Origin of the sequence: Paenibacillus cymbidii, assembly GCF_004764705.1 — a bacterium.
GTDB classification, from domain to species: Bacteria; Bacillota; Bacilli; order Paenibacillales; family NBRC-103111; genus Paenibacillus_AN; species Paenibacillus_AN cymbidii.
The window spans coordinates 1-17,249 of record NZ_SHLX01000024.1; the positions used below are offsets into that span (position 1 = coordinate 1).

Below are 17,249 nucleotides of genomic sequence, written 5' to 3' on the forward strand. Positions count from 1 at the left end.
GCAAGGGCGCGGCAGCGCAGGGGCGCCGGGCGCAGCAGGCGCGGCAGCGCCGCAAGGGCGCGGCAGCGCAGGGGCGCCGGGCGCAGCAGGCGCGGCAGCGCCGCAGGGTCGCGGCAGCGCGGGGACGCGGCAACAGCGGCTCTTCGTCAAAATTGCCGTAGGCCGCGAGCACGGCAATACGCTCGCCGGCTTGCAGGCGCTGCTGCAGGAGCATACCGGCCCGCTGCCGGTTGTGCTGTTCTACGAGCACGACCAGCGCAGCCTGGCGCTTCCCGATCGTTACCGCGTGAAACCGTCTCCCGACTTGCTTCAGGCGATCGAGACGTTGCTCGGCCCGCACACCGCCGTCATCAAATAACGCGGCCGCGGAGAGCAGCCGATCGTCGGCGGCATCTAGGCTTCCGGATCGCAAATGAAGCCCCCTGGGAGTATTCGATCCAAATGAGGACACCTTTAGAAATAGGCCATGTTTTACGGGCTATTTCCTCAAAAATGAAGACCAACAACAAAATAGCCAGTGATTTCACTGGCTATTTTGTTGTTTCAGTCGATTTTGAGGCGATTTAGCCCAAATAACCAGTGATTTCACTGGCTATTTTCGCCTCATAAAGAAAAATGGGGCGGATAAGCCATTATTTATTGCCTATTTTCGCGAGGGCGTAATAGCCAGCCCATTTGGAGCGGCAGAGGTACTAAGTAGCATGCATATTGACCTTTCGCCGTCCACCGCAGTCAAGCCGCTCCTTTCACCGCCGCTTCCAACGCCCGCAGACCAAGCATCTCCGGCCGCCGCCCACTCGACGGTGAATTTGTTGCAGCCGCGGCAGCAAGCAGTCCGCATCGGCACATACACTTAACAGCTCCACCTATTCTCCAGGCCGCGTCTACCGCCAAACGAAGCCATTGTCCCAACTAGCGACCGCTCTTCCGCCGCCGCCCGCCACCGTCACCGGCTAGCGACCGCTCTGCTCTTTCGTCGCCCCGCCTTCCGTCGCCCGACCGCTTTTTTCGCCGCCCTGTCCGACTGGCCTATCCATTCCTTGCTCTAAAAAGAGAAGGTATGATATATTTATTCCATTGCATTTAGGCGAATGGGCGTAGGATAGCAACGGTTGGGAGGGATTTTTGCGTATGTGGACGGTGATCTATATTGCTCCGACGGCAAAAATAGCCGATCGTATCAAACTCAAGCTGACCGAAGAAGGGTTCTTGGTGCAGGTGAGAGCGATCAACCTGACCAACAACCAGTTTGAAATTTTGGTGCCGGAAGGCGAGCTCGAAGAAGTGCAGGAAGTGCTCAATTCCATTTTACACCGATAAGAGGCAGTCCAAGATTAGCAGGGATACCTCCAGCGGGTCACCCGTATCTCGCGATAAAAACTGCCACTACATGCAGTCATGCTGCTTCGATTTGCATCGACGGTTTTTCTCGTCGCGAAGCATCTCAATAAGTCTGCGCACATGCTTCCGAAGCGGCGTTTGCTCACGCGACCGCAATGCAAACGAATCTTGCGTTCACTCTTGAAGTCCGTTGCTCCAAGCGTTTTTGCTTGCAATAACTCGCTTCGGGAGAGCAAGCTTCGATTTTGCTAAAACTCCGTTACTCCTTCTGCGGGTTCTCGCAGCCTTCCTGGATGCACAGGCGAGCAGTTCGCCGCAGGCGAACGACCGGTTCCGGTGCTGAAAGCCGTCTTTTTGAACACGCATTGCTGCGCGGACGGACCTGGAGAAAATAACGCCTTGTGAGGTGTAAGCCGTGCTTTTTCAGAAAAAGCGGAAGTATGCCACGATCCCCTCGGAAACAACGAAGCGCGACATTCCCGAAGGGCTGATGAACAAATGCACGAAGTGCGGAGCGATTCTGTACAGCAAGGATCTCGAAAAAAATTTGAAAGTGTGCGCTTCGTGCGGCTATCATTTTATCATAGGTCCCGATGAACGGATCGCGTATACGCTCGATGAAGGACGGCTGTTCGAATACGACGAAGATATGGTGACGGACAACCCGCTGCAGTTCCCCGAATACGAACAAGCCATCGCCAAAGAAATCGCCAAAACGAACCATCGGGAAGCGATCGTCACCGGCGAAGGCACGATCGGCGGTTTCCCGGTTGTCGTCGGCATCATGAATTTCAAATTTTACGGCGGTTCGATGGGCAGTGTCGTCGGCGAAAAAATCGCCCGCGCCATCGAAGCGGCGATCCAGAAGCAGTATCCGTTTATTTTGTTCTCGACCTCGGGCGGGGCGCGGATGCAGGAAGGCATCCTGTCGCTCATGCAAATGGCCAAAACAAGCGCCATGCTGAACAAGCTGCACGAGCAGGGCGGTTTATATATTTCGGTGCTGACCGATCCTACATATGGCGGCGTGTCGGCCAGCTTTTCCATGCTTGGCGACTTGATTCTGGCGGAACCGGGGGCACGATTCGGATTCGCGGGGCCGCGCGTCGTCGAACAAACGATTCGTCAAAAGGTGGACGCCGTGCAAACGGCCGAACACAAGCTGAAGAACGGACAGGTCGACAAGGTCGTACACCGCAAGGAACTGCGCCCGCTCTTGACCAAACTGCTCGAGATGCACACCGGGGGAGGTAGCGGCACATGGCGGGCGAACTGAATTTTGAACAGCCGTTAACCGAGCTCAAAGCCAAGATCGACCAACTGCGGCGGTTCAGCGTCGACAACCGGATGGATTTTTCCGAGGAAATCGCCCGTCTGGAAGCAAAATATGCCGAGCTGGAGAACGAACTGTACGGCTCGCTTACCGTGCACCAGAAGCTGCAAATCATCAAGGCGCCGAACCGGCCGACGACTGTCGATTACGTCAGCCAGGTGTTTACCGATTTTATCGAGCTGCATGGCGACCGCACGTTTGCCGACGATTTGTCGGTCGTGGGCGGGCTCGCCAAGCTGAACGGCGTACCGGTTACGGTGATTGGCACGGAGAAGGGCAAGGATACGAAGGACAAGCTCGCCCGCAACTTCGGCATGCCGCATCCGGAAGGGTATCGCAAGGCGCTGCGGCTCATGCAGCAGGCGGACAAGTTCCGCCGGCCGATCGTCACGTTCATCGACGTATCCGGCGCTTTCCCGGGCGTGGCGGCGGAAGAGCGCGGGCAATCGGAGGCGATCGCCCGCAATTTGCGCGAGATGGCCTCGTTCCGCGTGCCGATCGTGTGCGTCATTATCGGCGAAGGCGGCAGCGGCGGCGCGCTTGCGCTGGGCGTCGGCAATCGGGTGCTGATGCTCGAGCACGCGATCTATTCGGTCATTTCGCCCGAAGGAGCGGCGGCGATCATTTATAAAGACGCCTCGCGCGCGATGGAAACGGCGGAGAACATGAAGATCACCGCCGAACACATCAAGGCGCTCGGCGTCGCCGACGACATCGTGCCGGAGCCGCGAGGCGGCGCGCATCGCGACCCGGCGAAACAAGCCGAACTTGTGCGCGAACGCGTCTGGGCGCATCTGCAGGAGCTGATGAAGCTGTCCGGAGACGAACTCGTGGAGGATCGTTTCCGCAAATTCCGCTCGCTCGGCCAAGTCGGCTTCGCCAGTCCGGCCGGTCCGGCTTAGGGCTTGTCTGGAAGCCCTTAATCCGTCCCTTACGCGCTTGCGGTCATTCGGCCGCAAGCGTTGCAAGTTTTCATTCCCATAGACGATATTCGGATAGGCTTGCCAATTCCCTAGGAGGACATAACCATGCGCAAAACCAAAATTGTCTGTACGATCGGCCCTTCCAGCGAATCGCCGGAAATGCTCAAAAAGTTGATTACCGCCGGACTGAACGTCGCGCGTCTGAACTTCTCGCACGGCGACTTCGAGGAGCACGGCAACCGCATTCGCAACATCCGCACCGCCTGCAGGGAACTGAACAAAACGGTGGCGATTCTGCTGGACACGAAAGGGCCGGAAATTCGCACCGGCAAACTTGCCGTCGAACCGATCGAACTGGTGCAGGACGAAACGATTACGCTGACCACGGAGGAAATTCTTGGCGATGCCTCGCGCATTTCCGTATCGTACAGGGGGCTGCCGAATGACGTGCACGTCGGCTCGACGATTTTGATCGACGACGGGTTGATCGGCTTGTCCGTTACGGCTGTGCGCGGCAGCGAAATCGACTGTCGCATCGTCAACGGCGGCCAAATCAAGAGCCGCAAAGGCGTCAACGTGCCGGGCGTGAAAATTTCGCTCCCGGGCATTACAGAGAAGGATGCGGCCGACATCGTATTCGGCGTCGAGCAGGGCGTCGATTTCATCGCCGCTTCGTTCGTGCGCAAGGCAAGCGACGTGCTCGAAATCCGCGAGCTGCTGGAGAAGCACAACGCTTCCCACATCCAGATCATCTCCAAAATCGAAAACCAGGAAGGCGTCGACAACCTCGACGAAATTTTGGAAGTGTCGGACGGACTGATGGTCGCGCGCGGCGACCTGGGCGTGGAAATCCCGGCCGAAGAAGTGCCGCTTGTGCAGAAGCGCATGATCAAAAAATGCAATTACGCCGGCAAGCCGGTCATTACGGCAACGCAAATGCTCGATTCGATGCAGCGCAACCCGCGGCCGACGCGGGCGGAAGCGAGCGACGTGGCGAACGCCATCTTCGACGGCACCGACGCGATCATGCTGTCCGGCGAAACGGCGGCGGGCAAATATCCGCTCGATTCGGTGCAGACGATGTCGCGCATCGCGGAGCGCGCCGAATCGGCGCTGGAGCACCGCGAAATCTACAACAAACAAACGCGCGAGCAGCAAACGACCGTCACCGAGGCGATCAGCCAGGCGGTGGCGAATTCGGCGCTCGAGCTGGAAGCGAAAGCGATCATTACGGCAACCGAAAGCGGCTTTACGGCGCGCATGGTGTCCAAATACCGGCCGAAAGCGCCGATTGTTGCGGTCACGCCGAACGCGGATGTCGTGCGCCGGCTGTGCCTCATTTGGGGCGTCATTCCGATTCAAAGCGAAGAAGCGAAAACGACCGACGAAATGTTCGATCGTGCCGTCGATTGCGGCGTCAAGGAAGGGCTCGTCAAACTGGGCGATGTCGTCATCATTACGGCGGGCGTTCCGGTCGGCCGTTCCGGTTCGACGAACCTGATCAAGGTGCACCATGTCGGCGAAATGATCGCCAAAGGACAAGGCATCGGCTCGCAGAACGCAACCGGCAAAGTGGTTGTCGCCCGCACCCCGGAAGAAGCGGTGGCGAAAGTGGAGGAAGGTTCGATTCTTGTCGCGTATTCGACGGATCGGGAATATATGCCGGCAATCGAGAAGTGCTCCGCGATCATTACGGAAACGGGCGGCATCACGTCGCACGCGGCGGTCGTCTGTCTGAGCCTTGGCATCCCGGTCATCGTCGGCGTCGACAAAGCGCTGGAGCTGCTGCAGGACGGCATGGAAGTATCGGTGTACGCCGAAGTGGGCGTCATCTACTCCGGTCAGGCGAAGGTGCTTTAACCGAGCCCGGGCGACAATGTGACAAATGAAAAAGGCTTTCCGCGAATGATACGCGGAAGGCCTTTTGTGCGTGGGGCGCAAGACTCCCGCCATTTACGGCGGTTACTCGTGCTCCGGTTTGTGGGCGAGCCAGTCCTCGAGCGTTGCTGTACGTTCCGGATGCTTGCCGCTGCGGGCGAGGAATCCGATCCCGTGCTGCGGCATCGGGTCCTGGTTCGTCGGCTGGTAGCGCAGGTCGACGCTCCAGCGCACTTCGTCCGACAGATTGGCCGTCGACATATGCAGGCAGCGGTCGTTGAACAGGATGGCGCTGCCCGCTTCGACCGGCAGGGCGACGGTCGGCGTGCGGCCGAGCTGGCTGTTGTGAAGCGCCGTATAGCCGGTGCCCGACACCGTTTCGCGATGCCATTTCAGCAGTCGCTTGTGCTGCGTGCGCGGTTTGATGTGCAGGCAGCCGTTAAGCTCGTTCGCATCGACGAACGGAATCCACACGGTAATGACCGGATTGGCGTTGGCATCGGGCCAGTACGATTTGTCCTGATGCCACGGGACGGCGCCGGCGGCGATTTTCGGGATTTTGGGCCGCGTGTTGTAAACCGGATTCGCAAACAATTCGCCGCCGATCAGCGACTCGACCGCGTCCAATATTTTCGGATTGCTCATCAGGTGGAAATACCCCGGGAACCGGTCGCGCCAGCCGCGGCCGTATTTCAGAAAGTCCGCCGCCGTCAAGTCGCGGAACAGCTCGGCAAGCCGGTAGCGGAACGGCCGCTGCTCCAGCTTGTCTGCGACAAGCCCCGCTTCGAACAGCTCGCCGGCGATGATGTCGACTTTATGTTCCATCGCTTCCCGCGCCGGCCGCAAATCTTCTTCCGTCAGCAGATGCGGCAGCACCACGTAACCTTCTTCATTATAGAAATCGATTTGTTCTTTGGTTAAACTTCCGCCTGTAGTTTGTACGGACATCGCCCTTAACCTCCTGTATATACGGGATTGATGCACTCATTGTAGCATCCGCTCGTTGCAGCAGTCTTTGGATGGAAGTTCGATCATTGATACAATCTTCCGGTCATTTTTCACTTGTTGGCGTTTCGTATGGTATAATGATGGCGGCCCAATGCGGTAATGGCATGGATTGGCGGCCGGAGAAGGAGACGGGAAGGGGAGACTGCTTTGGAAGGGCTGACGCAGATGACGCCGTCGATTCAGGTGGCGCATCACTATCGTTTCCCGTCCGATCGCAATACGCATGAAGCGACGCGGGTCGGTTATTGTTACGCCTTCCACCTCGTTGACAGCGGCAAGGGGCGCATCTCGATTCCGGGCCGAACGTACGACGTGAAGAAGGGGGATTTGCTTTATTTCCCCCCGCGGCTGGCCCACTCCTTTTACACCGATCCTGTCCATCCGCTGTCGACCTACAACGTTTATTGCGAGCTATGGGGGGAGCCGCGATCCGTTCACCTGCCTACGCTCGTGTGGAACGAGGCGGAGTTCGATCCCGGTTTGCTCACGACCGTACGCACCGGAACCGCGCTGGATCAGATGCCGGTCTTCCTGCCGCTGCAGCGCGAGAGCAGCCTGAACGAACAATTCGCCCGCATCGTGCGCCGCCATCAGGCCAAAGACGACTATTCGCAAACGATTGCAGCCAGCTTGCTGAAAGCGTTCATTCTCGAAGCGGTGGAAGCTTCCCGGATGGCCGAACCGATCGACTTCCGAATCAAGTCGATCGTCGAGCGAATCGACAAGGAAGCGAACGCGGCGCAGCGCGGCGACAGCTGGCTTGCCGGCACCGGACTGCGCAAAACGCAGTTTCACGAGTTGTTCAAACAGGCGACGGGGATGTCGCCGAAGGCGTATTTGACGTACAACGTCATGAAACAGGCGGCGGCCGCACTGAGCGAAAGCAAACGTTCCGTCACGGAAATCGCGGAGGATCTCGGTTACTCGTCGATCCATCATTTTACGAAACAATTTACGGTCTATTTCGGATCTTCGCCGACTGCGTATCGCAGAAGGAGGAAATAGTTCGGCCCATGTTCGGAAAGATTACGCGGGAAGCCAACAATTCGCTGTGCGATGCGGAAGGGAGAGCGCCGATGAATGGCAGCGCCTGGCATCGGCACGAGCTGCGCGTCCGGTACCAGGAAACGGACCGGATGGGCGTCGTGTACCATGCCAATTACTTGAACTGGTTCGAATGGGGGCGCACGGAGCTGATCCGCGATCTGGGAGTAGCCTATCGGGAGCTGGAGGAGACGGGGCTGCTGCTGCCGGTGCTCGAGGCGGAACTGAAATTCCGCCAGCCGGCGCGGTATGACGACCTTGTCGTCGTGGAAACGCGGATTGTCGAATGCGGAACGGCGACGATCCGGTTTGAAAATGCGATCCGGCGGGCGGGAGAAGGCGGCGAACTGCTCGTTAGCGGCGGCACGAAGCATGTCTGGCTGAACGCGGCGTGGAAGCCGGTGCGGCTGTCGCGGGAATCGCCTGCGCTCTACGAGCTGCTGCAGCGGCACTGCGGCCAAGACGGCGGGTGAAAAGCTTGCGGACCCGCCGGCCGCCGAAATGGCTGCGCTATTCGATAATTTCGTTTTTGCCGTTGACGATATAGCTGCGGATGTCGCGAAACACGCCCGCCCGCTGGAAGGCGAAGAACACAATCAGTATGACGGGACCGTAGATGAGTCCCAGCACGCCGAACAGCTTGAGACCGATGTACATCGCGAACAGGAGCGGCAGCGGGTTAAGGCCGACGCTTGTCGCCAGCACCTTGGGCTCCATGATTTGCCGGGTGACGAGCACGACCCCGTACAGGACGGACAGCCCGATGCCGAGATAGATGTCGCCTTGAACGAACGTATAAACGATCCAGGGCACCATCGCCGCGCCAACGCCCAGATAAGGCATCAGGTCGACAAGGCCGATCAGCAGGCCGATCGTGATCGCGTAGTCCACCTTCAGGATCATCAGCCCGATCATGTTGACGACGGCCGTCAGCGAAATCAGAATGAGCTGCGCCCTGACATAGCCGAATAGCGCTTTCTGCAGATCGCTCCAGATGACGCGTGTCGTTTTTTTCGTATTTTCCGAGAACTGCGCGGCGATTCTGTCCGCCCATTTGAACCAGTCCTTGCTCATGAAAAAGGCGGCCAGCAGCGCGATGATCGTCAGGGTCGCCACTTTCGGCAGCGAGGTGAGAAACGCCAGCACGCTGTTGATCAGAATGCCGACCAGCGACGAACCGAAATCGGTAATCATTTTGGCGGTGGAGGACAGATTGGAATTGATCGTGTTGTGGTATTGCGGATTTTCATCGTAGAAGGTATTGATTCGTTCGACGAGTCCCTGGATCATATCGGAATGAATGTAGTCCACGATCTGGTCTTTCCAGGTGTTGATCGACGTTTGCAGCGATTCGGCGAACGAGCCCAGCTCCACGATCAGATTGGTCACCAAGAGCGTCAAGATGGCTGCGGTTGCGCCGATAAACAAGAAGATCATGATGGTGGCGGCCAGCCAGCGGGGCATTCTGGCTTTGCGCTGCAGCAGTCCGACCAGCGGACCGAGCATGTACGCAATGAGCCAGCCGAACAGAAACGGGTACACGAGCGGCAAGACGTACATAAAGGCGAGCACGATCAGCAGCAGGATGGCGGCGACGCGAGCGCCGCGCCAAAGCTGCTTTTGCAGCGTTGCGTCCAAACGAACCATCTCCCGTGGGCAGTTATTTAGCTCATTGTACCATGGGCGTTACGCAAACAAAAATGCGGCAGGTTGCGCCTGATTTCGACGGTTCGACAAAAAATTTACGTTCTCTTTACAATCGATTGACAATCCGCGTTTATTGCCGGTCTACAATAAATGGTGGAAGCAGTAATGATAATCGGTACGGAGGAACTATGACGACAACGATGCAGGCGAACGAAAGCAGCCATACCCACTCGCATTACATCAACCGCGATTTGAGCTGGATCGAGTTCAACTGGCGCGTGCTGGAAGAAGCCCAGGATGCGAACAATCCGCTGCTGGAGCGAATCAAATTTTTGGCGATCGTGTCGAGCAATTTGGACGAATTCATGAGCGTCCGAGTTGCCGGCATCATGGATCTGCTCAAAGCGGGCTACGCCAAAAAAGATTTTACCGGCTACACCCCTTCGGGGCTCATCAAGCGCATCAACAAGCGCGTCGGCAAAATCGCCGCCGAGCAGTACAAAACGTATCGCGACATCGGCCGGCAATTGGCTAAGGAAGGCATTGCCTTCAGCAGCTACGACGATTTGACGATCACGCAGAAGAAAGCGCTGGACGCTTATTTTCTTTCCATCGTGTTTCCGGTGCTGACGCCGATGGCCGTCGACCAGAGCCGGCCGTTCCCGCTCGTTCATTCGCAGGCGCTCTATTTGTCCGTCGTGCTGCAGCGGGAAGGGGAAGCGCCGGACGAGGAGGAGCCGTATTTTGCCATCGTGCAGGTGCCGTCGAACTTGTCCCGTTTCGTCACTGTGCCGTCCCGCGCGAGCAGCAAAAAGGTTGAATTCGTGCTTTTGGAGGATTTGATCGAGCGCCATATTCATACACTGTTCAGCGGGTACGTTCCGGTTGGCGTGCAGTCGTTCCGGCTCACGCGCAACGCCGATTTTACGCTCAATGAGGAAGGCGCCGAAGATTTGCTGGAGGAAATCGAAAAGGAGCTGCAGCGGCGCAAATGGGGCTCGCCGGTTCGGCTCGAGGTGCAGCGCGGCATTCATCCGTATGCGCTCGGCATGCTGAAAGACGAGTTCGAACTGGAGGAAGGCATCTTCGAAATCGAAGGCCCGATCGATCTTTCGTTCCTGATGAAATTGTCCGGAGCTCTTCCCGGTTATGCGCATTTGCGTTTCCCCGAAATCGAACCCGTATATCCGCGCGAGCTGCGGGGAGTGGATTCGATTTTTGACGTGCTGCGGCAGCAGGATGTGCTGGTGCATCATCCGTACGAATCGTTCGATGCGGTGAACGACTTCGTATCCGAGGCGGCGCTGGATCCGCACGTGCTCGCGATCAAAATGACGCTTTATCGCGTCAGCGGCAAGTCGGCGCTCATCCAGGCGCTGTCGAAGGCGGCGGAATCGGGCAAGCAGGTGACGGTCGTCGTGGAGCTGAAAGCGCGGTTCGACGAGGAGCGCAACATCGCCTGGGCTCGCAAGCTGGAGAAGGCGGGCTGCCATGTGGTGTACGGGCTGGTCGGCCTGAAGACGCACGCCAAAATTACGCTCGTCGTCCGCCAGGAGACGGACGAACTGCGGCGCTACGTGCATGTGGGGACGGGCAATTACAATGACAGCACCGCGCGGCTGTATACGGATGCCGGGTTGTTTACGGCGAATGCGACGATCGGGGAAGACGCGTCGGGGCTGTTCAACGAAATGACCGGCTATTCGGCGCCGCTCCATCTGCAGGCGTTCGCCGTGGCGCCCACCGATCTGAAGCCGCGGCTGTTCGATCTGATCCGCCGCGAGGCAAGCCATGCCGCCGCCGGCAAGCCGGCGCGCATCATCGCCAAGCTCAACTCGCTGTCCAACCAGGAAATGGTCGACGAGTTGTACGCCGCTTCGCGCGCAGGGGTGCGCATCGATCTGATCGTGCGCGGCGTCTGCTGTCTGCGCCCCGGCGTGCCGGGCCTCAGCGAACACATCACGGTGCGCAGCGTCGTCGACCGGTTCCTGGAGCATTCGCGCATCATTTACTTCGAGAACGACGGCAACCCGGAAGTGTATTTGTCCAGCGCCGACTGGATGACGCGCAACCTGACGCGACGGGTCGAGCTGCTCTGTCCGGTGTTCGATCTGAAAGTGAAGATGAGCCTGATTCGCATGCTCAACATCGTGCTGGCGGACAATGTCAAAGCGAGGATGCTGCAGCCGAGCGGCATGTACGAGCGGTTCGCGGGCGACAAGCCGGCTTTCCGCAGCCAGTTCGAGGCGATGGCGATCCGCTCGTGGAAGAAGTGACGCTGGCCGCTACAGCGGCAACAATGTCGCTTCTTCCTGCGGCGTTGCCGTCAGAATGAGCTTGCAGCCCCATGTTTTATCGAATTCGCCGTCCATGTCGGCCAGCTCTTTCAGCTCGATGGACGGATAATGACGGTACGATAGCGCAAGCTGCAGTTCGCCGCCTTCAAGCGCGGCGCTCATGCCGGCAATCGGTTGGGTTTCGCTGCGATCGAGCGCAATGGCGAGCCGGAGCAGGGCGCCAAGCCGGGTCGCCAGAAGGAAGTCGTCCTCGGACAGCATATCCTTGTGCTGCATATACAGCCGGCGCGATTTTTTGCTGCTTTGGAACGAGGCGGCAAGGGCGCACAGCACGATTTCGCGGTGGGTGAGCCCGTCGATCCGGGCGTTGGCCATCAAATAAAACGTGTGCCGCTCGTATTGGTAGTACTGAACGGAGACGCCGATCCGGTAGAGCAGCGCCGCCGTGGACAAATATTTCTCGAGCGGCGCCGCCGCCGCGCTCCGCTGCCTGGACAAGCCGGCATACAGCCGCAGGGCGATGCGCTTCACTTGTTCGACGTGCGGGACGGGCACCGATGGATGCAAGGCGAGCAAATTACGCACGCTATGCTCCAGAACGTCATCCAGTACCGGCTGCCCGGGACGCAGCGTTTCGAAGAACAGCCCATCTCGCAGGCCGGAGCCGCTGACGATGCATACCGACGCATCCAGCGTATCCGCTATCGCTTGTACGATTGCTAGGCCGGCGACAATCAGGTCGGCGCGCTGCTTGTCGATGCCGTCGACCTTCTTCCGCTGAACGGGCGACAGCGGCGCCAGCTCATGCAGCAAAGCGGCGAACGTAGGCCGCCCGATTTCGTAGCGATGGGCGAGCTGCAATGAATAGCCGCGCCGGCGCTGATCGATTTTGCCGATGCTGCGAATCGTGCCGCCGAGCCCGATGAGCGGCAAGCCGGGGTGGCCGGCCGCCCACGGACAAGCGGCGAGCGCACCTTGCACCATCCGGCGGATGCCCTCGAGCGCGGCAGGGTCGGCGGTGCCTTCGAGCGTCCATTGCTTCGACGTATTGACCGCGCCGAACGGGAACGAAACGCTGTGCACCAGCTCGCGGCCGCGAAACAGCGACAGCTCGGTGCTGCCGCCGCCAATGTCGATGAGAAACCCGTCTTTCACGTCGATGGTGTTGATCATGCCGATAAATCCGTAGCGCGCTTCCGCTTCGCCGGACAGCACGCGGATGTCGAGGCCGCTGCTGCGCCGCAAGTAGGCCAGCGCCTCCGCGCTGTTCGCCGCGTTGCGCACGGCCGCCGTTGCGACAGCAAGCAGCGTCGTCACGCGATGCGCTTCGCTCAGCCGCTTGAAGTGGGCAAGCGTCTCCACAACCGCATCGAGGTCCTGCTGCGCAAGCTTGCCGTCGCTGCCCGTTTTGGCGCTGAGGCGTGCGGACGACTTGCTCTCGTCGACAATGCGGTAAGCGTCGTCTTCATATTGTTCGTAAACGACAAGGCGGATCGAATTCGATCCGATATCAATTATGCCGGTCCGTTGCTCCATCGTCAGGTCATCTCCTTGCCACCGTTCTGTACGCGAGAGATGCGGCCGAAGCCGCATTGCTCCTATTGTACCGTTAGCGGACGGCGGATTCAATGGAACGCGGCACGCGTGCATAATTCGTCTGCAAACGCCGAAAACTTGTCGAAGAGGAAAAGCAATAAATAGGAATGCGGTGGCCGATAATGAAGTTTTATATCGGGCGCGGTTTCATTATCAGTCAAAATACTTTATTATTAAGCTATGGATTTCTGATAAATCTTGCTTATGGCAGCAAGATGGAATCGCAAGAGACCCCATTTTACCCAAAGGAGAGGATCGCATGACGGCAACGAAAGGGCTCGAAGGAATCGTCGCGACGACTTCGTCGATCAGTTCGATTATCGACGGCGAGCTGACGTATCGCGGCATCAACATTGACGAGCTCGCGGAACAGGCGATGTTCGAAGAAGTCGCCTATTTGCTTTGGTACGGCAAATTGCCGACCAAGTCGGAGCTGGAGGAGCTTAAACGCGAGTTGAACGCGAACGCTTCGCTTCCGGATGCGGTCATCCAGCAGATCAAGCTGTATCCGCAAGGCACGAACTCGATGGCCGCGCTCCGCACCGCCGTTTCGAGCCTGGCGCTGTACGACGGCGAAGCGAACGACATGAGCAAGGAAGCGAACATCCGCAAGGCGATCCGCCTGCAGGCGCAAATTCCGAGCGTGATCGCCGCATTCGCCCGCATCCGCGAAGGCAAGGCGCCGATCGCGCCGAAAGGCAGCGGCGGCATCGCCGAAAACTTCCTGTACATGCTGACCGGCGAACAGCCGGACAAAGTCGCCATCGAAGCATTGGACAAGGCGCTCGTGCTGCATGCCGACCATGAGCTGAACGCGTCGACATTCGCCGCTCGCGTTACCGTGGCGACGCTGTCGGACATCTACTCCGGCGTAACCTCGGCCATCGGCGCGCTCAAAGGCCCGCTGCACGGCGGCGCGAACGAAGCCGTAATGGCGATGCTGGAAGAGATCGGCACGATCGACAACGTCGAAGCGTATGTGAGCCGCAAGCTCGAGAACAAGGAGAAGCTGATGGGCTTCGGCCATCGCGTCTACAAGAACGGCGACCCGCGCGCCAAACATTTGCAGAAGATGTCGCTCGAACTCGGCAAGCTGACGGGCGATACCAAATGGTACGACATGTCGATCAAGATCGAGGACATGGTGACCAGCTTGAAAGGACTCAAGCCGAACGTCGACTTCTACTCCGCTTCCGTCTACACGACGCTGGGCATTCCGCGCGACTTGTTCACGCCGATTTTCGCCATCAGCCGCGCATCCGGATGGACAGCCCACATTCTCGAGCAATACGAGAACAACCGCCTGATCCGCCCGCGCGCCGAATACACCGGACCTGCAACCGCATCCTACGTACCGCTCGACAAACGTTAACCAACTCCCGCCCTGCGATGGCTTCCATTTTCACGCGGCAGTCATTTCTTCGGCGGAATCCCAATAAAATTTGTTCAGGAGGATCTCATTCATGCCGCAATTCGAAACATATGCCCAGCCGACGGCTGGCGAACGCATCACGATCGACAATGGCAAGCTGCAAGTTCCGAACAACCCGATTATCCCTTTCATCGAAGGCGACGGAACCGGCGCCGACATCTGGGCCGCATCGGTCCGCGTGCTTGACGCCGCGGTCGAGAAAGCGTACAACGGCGAGAAGAAGATCGCCTGGTACGAAGTGTTTGCCGGCGAGAAGGCGTTCAACAAGTACAACAACTGGCTGCCGAACGACACGCTGACTGCTATGCGCGAATACATCGTGTCGATCAAAGGCCCGCTGACGACGCCGATCGGCGGCGGCATCCGTTCGCTGAACGTGGCGCTGCGCCAGGAGCTTGACCTGTACACCTGCTTGCGTCCGGTTCGTTATTTCAACGGCGTTCCGTCGCCGGTCAAACGTCCGGAATTGGTCGACATGGTCATTTTCCGCGAGAACACCGAAGACATCTATGCCGGCATCGAGTACCAAGAGGGCAGCGCCGAAGTGAAGAAAGTGCTGGAGTTCCTGAAGAACGAAATGGGCGTCAAAAAGATCCGTTTCCCGGAAACGTCGGGCATCGGCATCAAGCCGGTTTCGCGCGAAGGTTCGGAGCGTCTCGTGCGCGCCGCGATCGAATACGCGATCAAGCACAGCCGCAAGAGCGTTACGCTCGTGCACAAAGGCAACATCATGAAATTCACCGAAGGCGCGTTCAAAAACTGGGGCTATGAGCTCGCAGAGCGCGAATACGCCGACAAAACGTTTACATGGAACGAATACGACCGCATCAAGGCGGACAAAGGCACGGAAGCGGCCAATGCGGCGCAGAAGGCAGCCGAAGCGGCCGGCAAAATCATCGTGAAGGACGCCATCGCCGACATCGCGCTGCAGCAAGTGCTGACGCGTCCGACGGATTTCGACGTCATCGCGACGCTGAACCTGAACGGCGACTACTTGTCCGACGCGCTGGCAGCCCAAGTCGGCGGCATCGGCATCGCGCCTGGCGCGAACATCAACTATTTGACCGGCCACGCGATTTTCGAAGCGACGCACGGCACGGCGCCGAAGTATGCCGGCCTTGACGTGGTCAACCCGGGTTCGGTTATCCTGTCCGGCGTTATGATGCTCGAGCATCTCGGCTGGCTGGAAGCGGCCAACCTGATCTACAAAGGCATGGAAGCGTCGATCAACAACAAAACCGTCACCTACGACTTCGCCCGTCTGATGGAAGGCGCAACGGAAGTCAAGTGTTCGGAGTTCGCGAACCAAATCATCAAGAACATGGCATAATGGAAATATAGCGCCGCGGCGGGTTACCGTCGCAGCGTTTTGCTTTTGCAGGGGAACGGTAATACTAATCCGGTCTAATGACCCTTAAGGAGTGATCCTTCATGGCTATCAAACGGAAAAAAATTACCGTCGTCGGCGCCGGCTTCACCGGTGCGACTACGGCGCTTATGCTTGCGCAGAAGGAGCTTGGCGACGTTGTGTTGCTCGACATTCCGCAGCTGGAGAATCCGACCAAAGGCAAAGCGCTCGACATGCAGGAAGCAGCCCCTGTGCAAGGCTTCGACAGCTGGATCGCCGGCACCGCGAACTACGAAGATACGGCCGGCTCCGATATTGTCATTATTACCGCGGGCATCGCCCGCAAGCCGGGCATGAGCCGCGACGATCTCGTGAACACGAATGCCGGCATCGTCAAATCCGTGTGCGAAAACGTCAAGACGTTTTGCCCGGACGCGATTGTCATTATTTTGTCCAATCCGGTCGACGCCATGACGTATGCCGCCTTCCAGACGCTCGGCTTCCCGAAAAACCGCGTCATCGGCCAGTCCGGCGTGCTCGACACGGCCCGTTACTGCACGTTCATCGCCCAGGAGTTGAACGTGTCGGTTAAGGACGTGCGCGGCTTCGTGCTCGGCGGCCACGGCGACGACATGGTGCCGCTGGTGCGGTATTCCAACGTCGGCGGCATTCCGATCGACAAGCTGATCCCGGCGGACCGCATCGAAGCCATCGTGCAGCGCACGCGCACGGGCGGCGGCGAAATCGTCGGCTTGCTCGGCAACGGCAGCGCGTACTATGCGCCGGCCGCTTCGCTTGTGCAGATGACGGAAGCGATCGTCAAAGACCAGAAGCGCATCATCCCTTCAATTGCTTTGCTGGAGGGCGAATACGGCTACCGCGACTTGTTCCTCGGCGTCCCGACGCTGCTCGGCGCCGGCGGCATCGAAAAAATTTACGAACTGGAACTGACCGACGCCGAACAGGCGGCGCTCGACAAATCGGCCGACTCCGTGCGCAACGTAATCAAAGTTGTCGCAGGATAGGCAAAACTGTAAAAAATGAAGCCCGGCCAACCAATGGCCGGGTTTTTTGCGCCTGGCGCGCCGGGTAATGAAATAACCAATAAAAAATGGCTTATTTGCCCGATTTGGGGTGCCGCGTTGGAAATAGCCAGTGAAAACATGGCTTATTTGCTCGGTCAGAGCCCAAATCAAGCTTTTTTGCCGAAATAGCCAGTGATTTCACTGGTTATTTTGGAGAGGAAGCCCGGTTTTGGCGAAATAAGCAATAAATCATAGCCTATTTTGCAAAACGCTTCATCGGAGAGTGTGATGGAGAAGCACATCAGGACGCAAAGGAGACATGCTCATACGAATCATGTCCCCTTTGCGTGTATCGGCGGAAGCAAGGCGGGTATACA

14 protein-coding genes are annotated in these 17,249 nt (G+C 58.4%); 11 read left to right on the forward strand and 3 right to left on the reverse strand.

All coding sequences use genetic code 11. The features are described from left to right. The 5 genes from EXY20_RS39200 to pyk all read left to right on the forward strand — a co-directional run. The coding region (locus EXY20_RS39200; protein ID WP_167859549.1) for a hypothetical protein at window positions 1-358 on the forward strand (358 nt) is incomplete at its 5' end. Between the two features lie 773 nt (window positions 359-1,131). After that, window positions 1,132-1,320 carry a glutamate decarboxylase gene (locus tag EXY20_RS26920; protein WP_135555234.1) on the forward strand — a complete coding sequence of 63 codons (189 nt, stop codon included), beginning with the start codon at window positions 1,132-1,134 and terminating at the stop codon, window positions 1,318-1,320. 436 nt (window positions 1,321-1,756) lie between these two features. Beyond that, window positions 1,757-2,617, forward strand: coding sequence for an acetyl-CoA carboxylase, carboxyltransferase subunit beta (accD, locus tag EXY20_RS26925; protein WP_268966434.1), 861 nt, complete (start codon window positions 1,757-1,759; stop codon window positions 2,615-2,617). Further along, window positions 2,602-3,576, forward strand: a complete 975-nt coding sequence (locus EXY20_RS26930) for an acetyl-CoA carboxylase carboxyltransferase subunit alpha (RefSeq protein WP_135555235.1) — start codon at window positions 2,602-2,604, stop codon at window positions 3,574-3,576. Before accD ends, EXY20_RS26930 begins: the two co-directional genes overlap by 16 nt. 126 nt (window positions 3,577-3,702) lie before the next feature. Beyond that, on the forward strand, window positions 3,703-5,457 hold the full coding sequence (pyk, locus tag EXY20_RS26935; protein WP_135555236.1) for a pyruvate kinase: 1,755 nt from the start codon (window positions 3,703-3,705) through the stop codon (window positions 5,455-5,457). Between the two features lie 102 nt (window positions 5,458-5,559). Here pyk and EXY20_RS26940 read toward each other — a convergent pair whose 3' ends face one another. Beyond that, entirely contained in the window at window positions 5,560-6,423 is an 864-nt protein-coding gene (locus EXY20_RS26940; RefSeq protein WP_135555237.1) for a phytanoyl-CoA dioxygenase family protein, read from the reverse strand. Window positions 6,424-6,630: 207 nt separating this feature from the next. Between EXY20_RS26940 and EXY20_RS26945 the strand changes: the two genes are divergently transcribed. Both EXY20_RS26945 and EXY20_RS26950 read left to right on the forward strand, forming a co-directional pair. After that, window positions 6,631-7,488 carry an AraC family transcriptional regulator gene (locus EXY20_RS26945; RefSeq protein ID WP_167859550.1) on the forward strand — a complete coding sequence of 286 codons (858 nt, stop codon included), beginning with the start codon at window positions 6,631-6,633 and terminating at the stop codon, window positions 7,486-7,488. Between the two features lie 71 nt (window positions 7,489-7,559). Beyond that, a complete protein-coding gene (locus tag EXY20_RS26950) occupies window positions 7,560-8,000 on the forward strand; it encodes an acyl-CoA thioesterase (RefSeq protein WP_135555341.1) in 441 nt (146 codons plus the stop codon). 37 nt (window positions 8,001-8,037) lie between these two features. On the opposite strand, the gene ytvI is transcribed toward EXY20_RS26950, so the two are convergent. After that, complete coding sequence (gene ytvI / locus EXY20_RS26955) at window positions 8,038-9,165, reverse strand: sporulation integral membrane protein YtvI (protein ID WP_235886212.1); 1,128 nt, start codon at window positions 9,163-9,165, stop codon at window positions 8,038-8,040. 197 nt (window positions 9,166-9,362) lie between these two features. On the opposite strand from ytvI, the gene ppk1 reads away from it, so the two are divergent. Next, entirely contained in the window at window positions 9,363-11,450 is a 2,088-nt protein-coding gene (ppk1, locus tag EXY20_RS26960) for a polyphosphate kinase 1 (RefSeq protein WP_235886213.1), read from the forward strand. Window positions 11,451-11,459: 9 nt separating this feature from the next. Here ppk1 and EXY20_RS26965 read toward each other — a convergent pair whose 3' ends face one another. After that, window positions 11,460-13,007 carry a Ppx/GppA phosphatase family protein gene (locus EXY20_RS26965; RefSeq protein WP_235886214.1) on the reverse strand — a complete coding sequence of 516 codons (1,548 nt, stop codon included), beginning with the start codon at window positions 13,005-13,007 and terminating at the stop codon, window positions 11,460-11,462. 319 nt (window positions 13,008-13,326) lie between these two features. On the opposite strand from EXY20_RS26965, the gene citZ reads away from it, so the two are divergent. The 3 genes from citZ (at window position 13,327) to mdh (ending at window position 16,872) form a co-directional block, all read left to right on the forward strand. Then, a complete protein-coding gene (citZ, locus tag EXY20_RS26970; RefSeq protein ID WP_135555240.1) occupies window positions 13,327-14,439 on the forward strand; it encodes a citrate synthase in 1,113 nt (370 codons plus the stop codon). A gap of 91 nt (window positions 14,440-14,530) precedes the next feature. Beyond that, on the forward strand, window positions 14,531-15,829 hold the full coding sequence (gene icd, locus EXY20_RS26975) for an NADP-dependent isocitrate dehydrogenase (RefSeq protein WP_135555241.1): 1,299 nt from the start codon (window positions 14,531-14,533) through the stop codon (window positions 15,827-15,829). A 101-nt stretch (window positions 15,830-15,930) separates the two neighbouring features. Next, complete coding sequence (mdh, locus tag EXY20_RS26980) at window positions 15,931-16,872, forward strand: malate dehydrogenase (RefSeq protein WP_135555242.1); 942 nt, start codon at window positions 15,931-15,933, stop codon at window positions 16,870-16,872. The last annotated feature ends 377 nt before the right edge of the window (window positions 16,873-17,249 follow it).

Bases quoted from the DNA above. Each gene is read 5' to 3' on its own strand.
- EXY20_RS26920 (WP_135555234.1), top strand. From the start codon at position 1,132: ATGTGGACGGTGATCTATATTGCTCCGACGGCAAAAATAGCCGATCGT.
- EXY20_RS26930 (WP_135555235.1), top strand. From the start codon at position 2,602: ATGGCGGGCGAACTGAATTTTGAACAGCCGTTAACCGAGCTCAAAGCC.
- pyk (WP_135555236.1), top strand. From the start codon at position 3,703: ATGCGCAAAACCAAAATTGTCTGTACGATCGGCCCTTCCAGCGAATCG.
- EXY20_RS26940 (WP_135555237.1), bottom strand. From the start codon at position 6,423: ATGTCCGTACAAACTACAGGCGGAAGTTTAACCAAAGAACAAATCGAT.
- EXY20_RS26950 (WP_135555341.1), top strand. From the start codon at position 7,560: ATGAATGGCAGCGCCTGGCATCGGCACGAGCTGCGCGTCCGGTACCAG.
- ppk1 (WP_235886213.1), top strand. From the start codon at position 9,363: ATGACGACAACGATGCAGGCGAACGAAAGCAGCCATACCCACTCGCAT.
- EXY20_RS26965 (WP_235886214.1), bottom strand. From the start codon at position 13,007: ATGGAGCAACGGACCGGCATAATTGATATCGGATCGAATTCGATCCGC.
- citZ (WP_135555240.1), top strand. From the start codon at position 13,327: ATGACGGCAACGAAAGGGCTCGAAGGAATCGTCGCGACGACTTCGTCG.
- icd (WP_135555241.1), top strand. From the start codon at position 14,531: ATGCCGCAATTCGAAACATATGCCCAGCCGACGGCTGGCGAACGCATC.
- mdh (WP_135555242.1), top strand. From the start codon at position 15,931: ATGGCTATCAAACGGAAAAAAATTACCGTCGTCGGCGCCGGCTTCACC.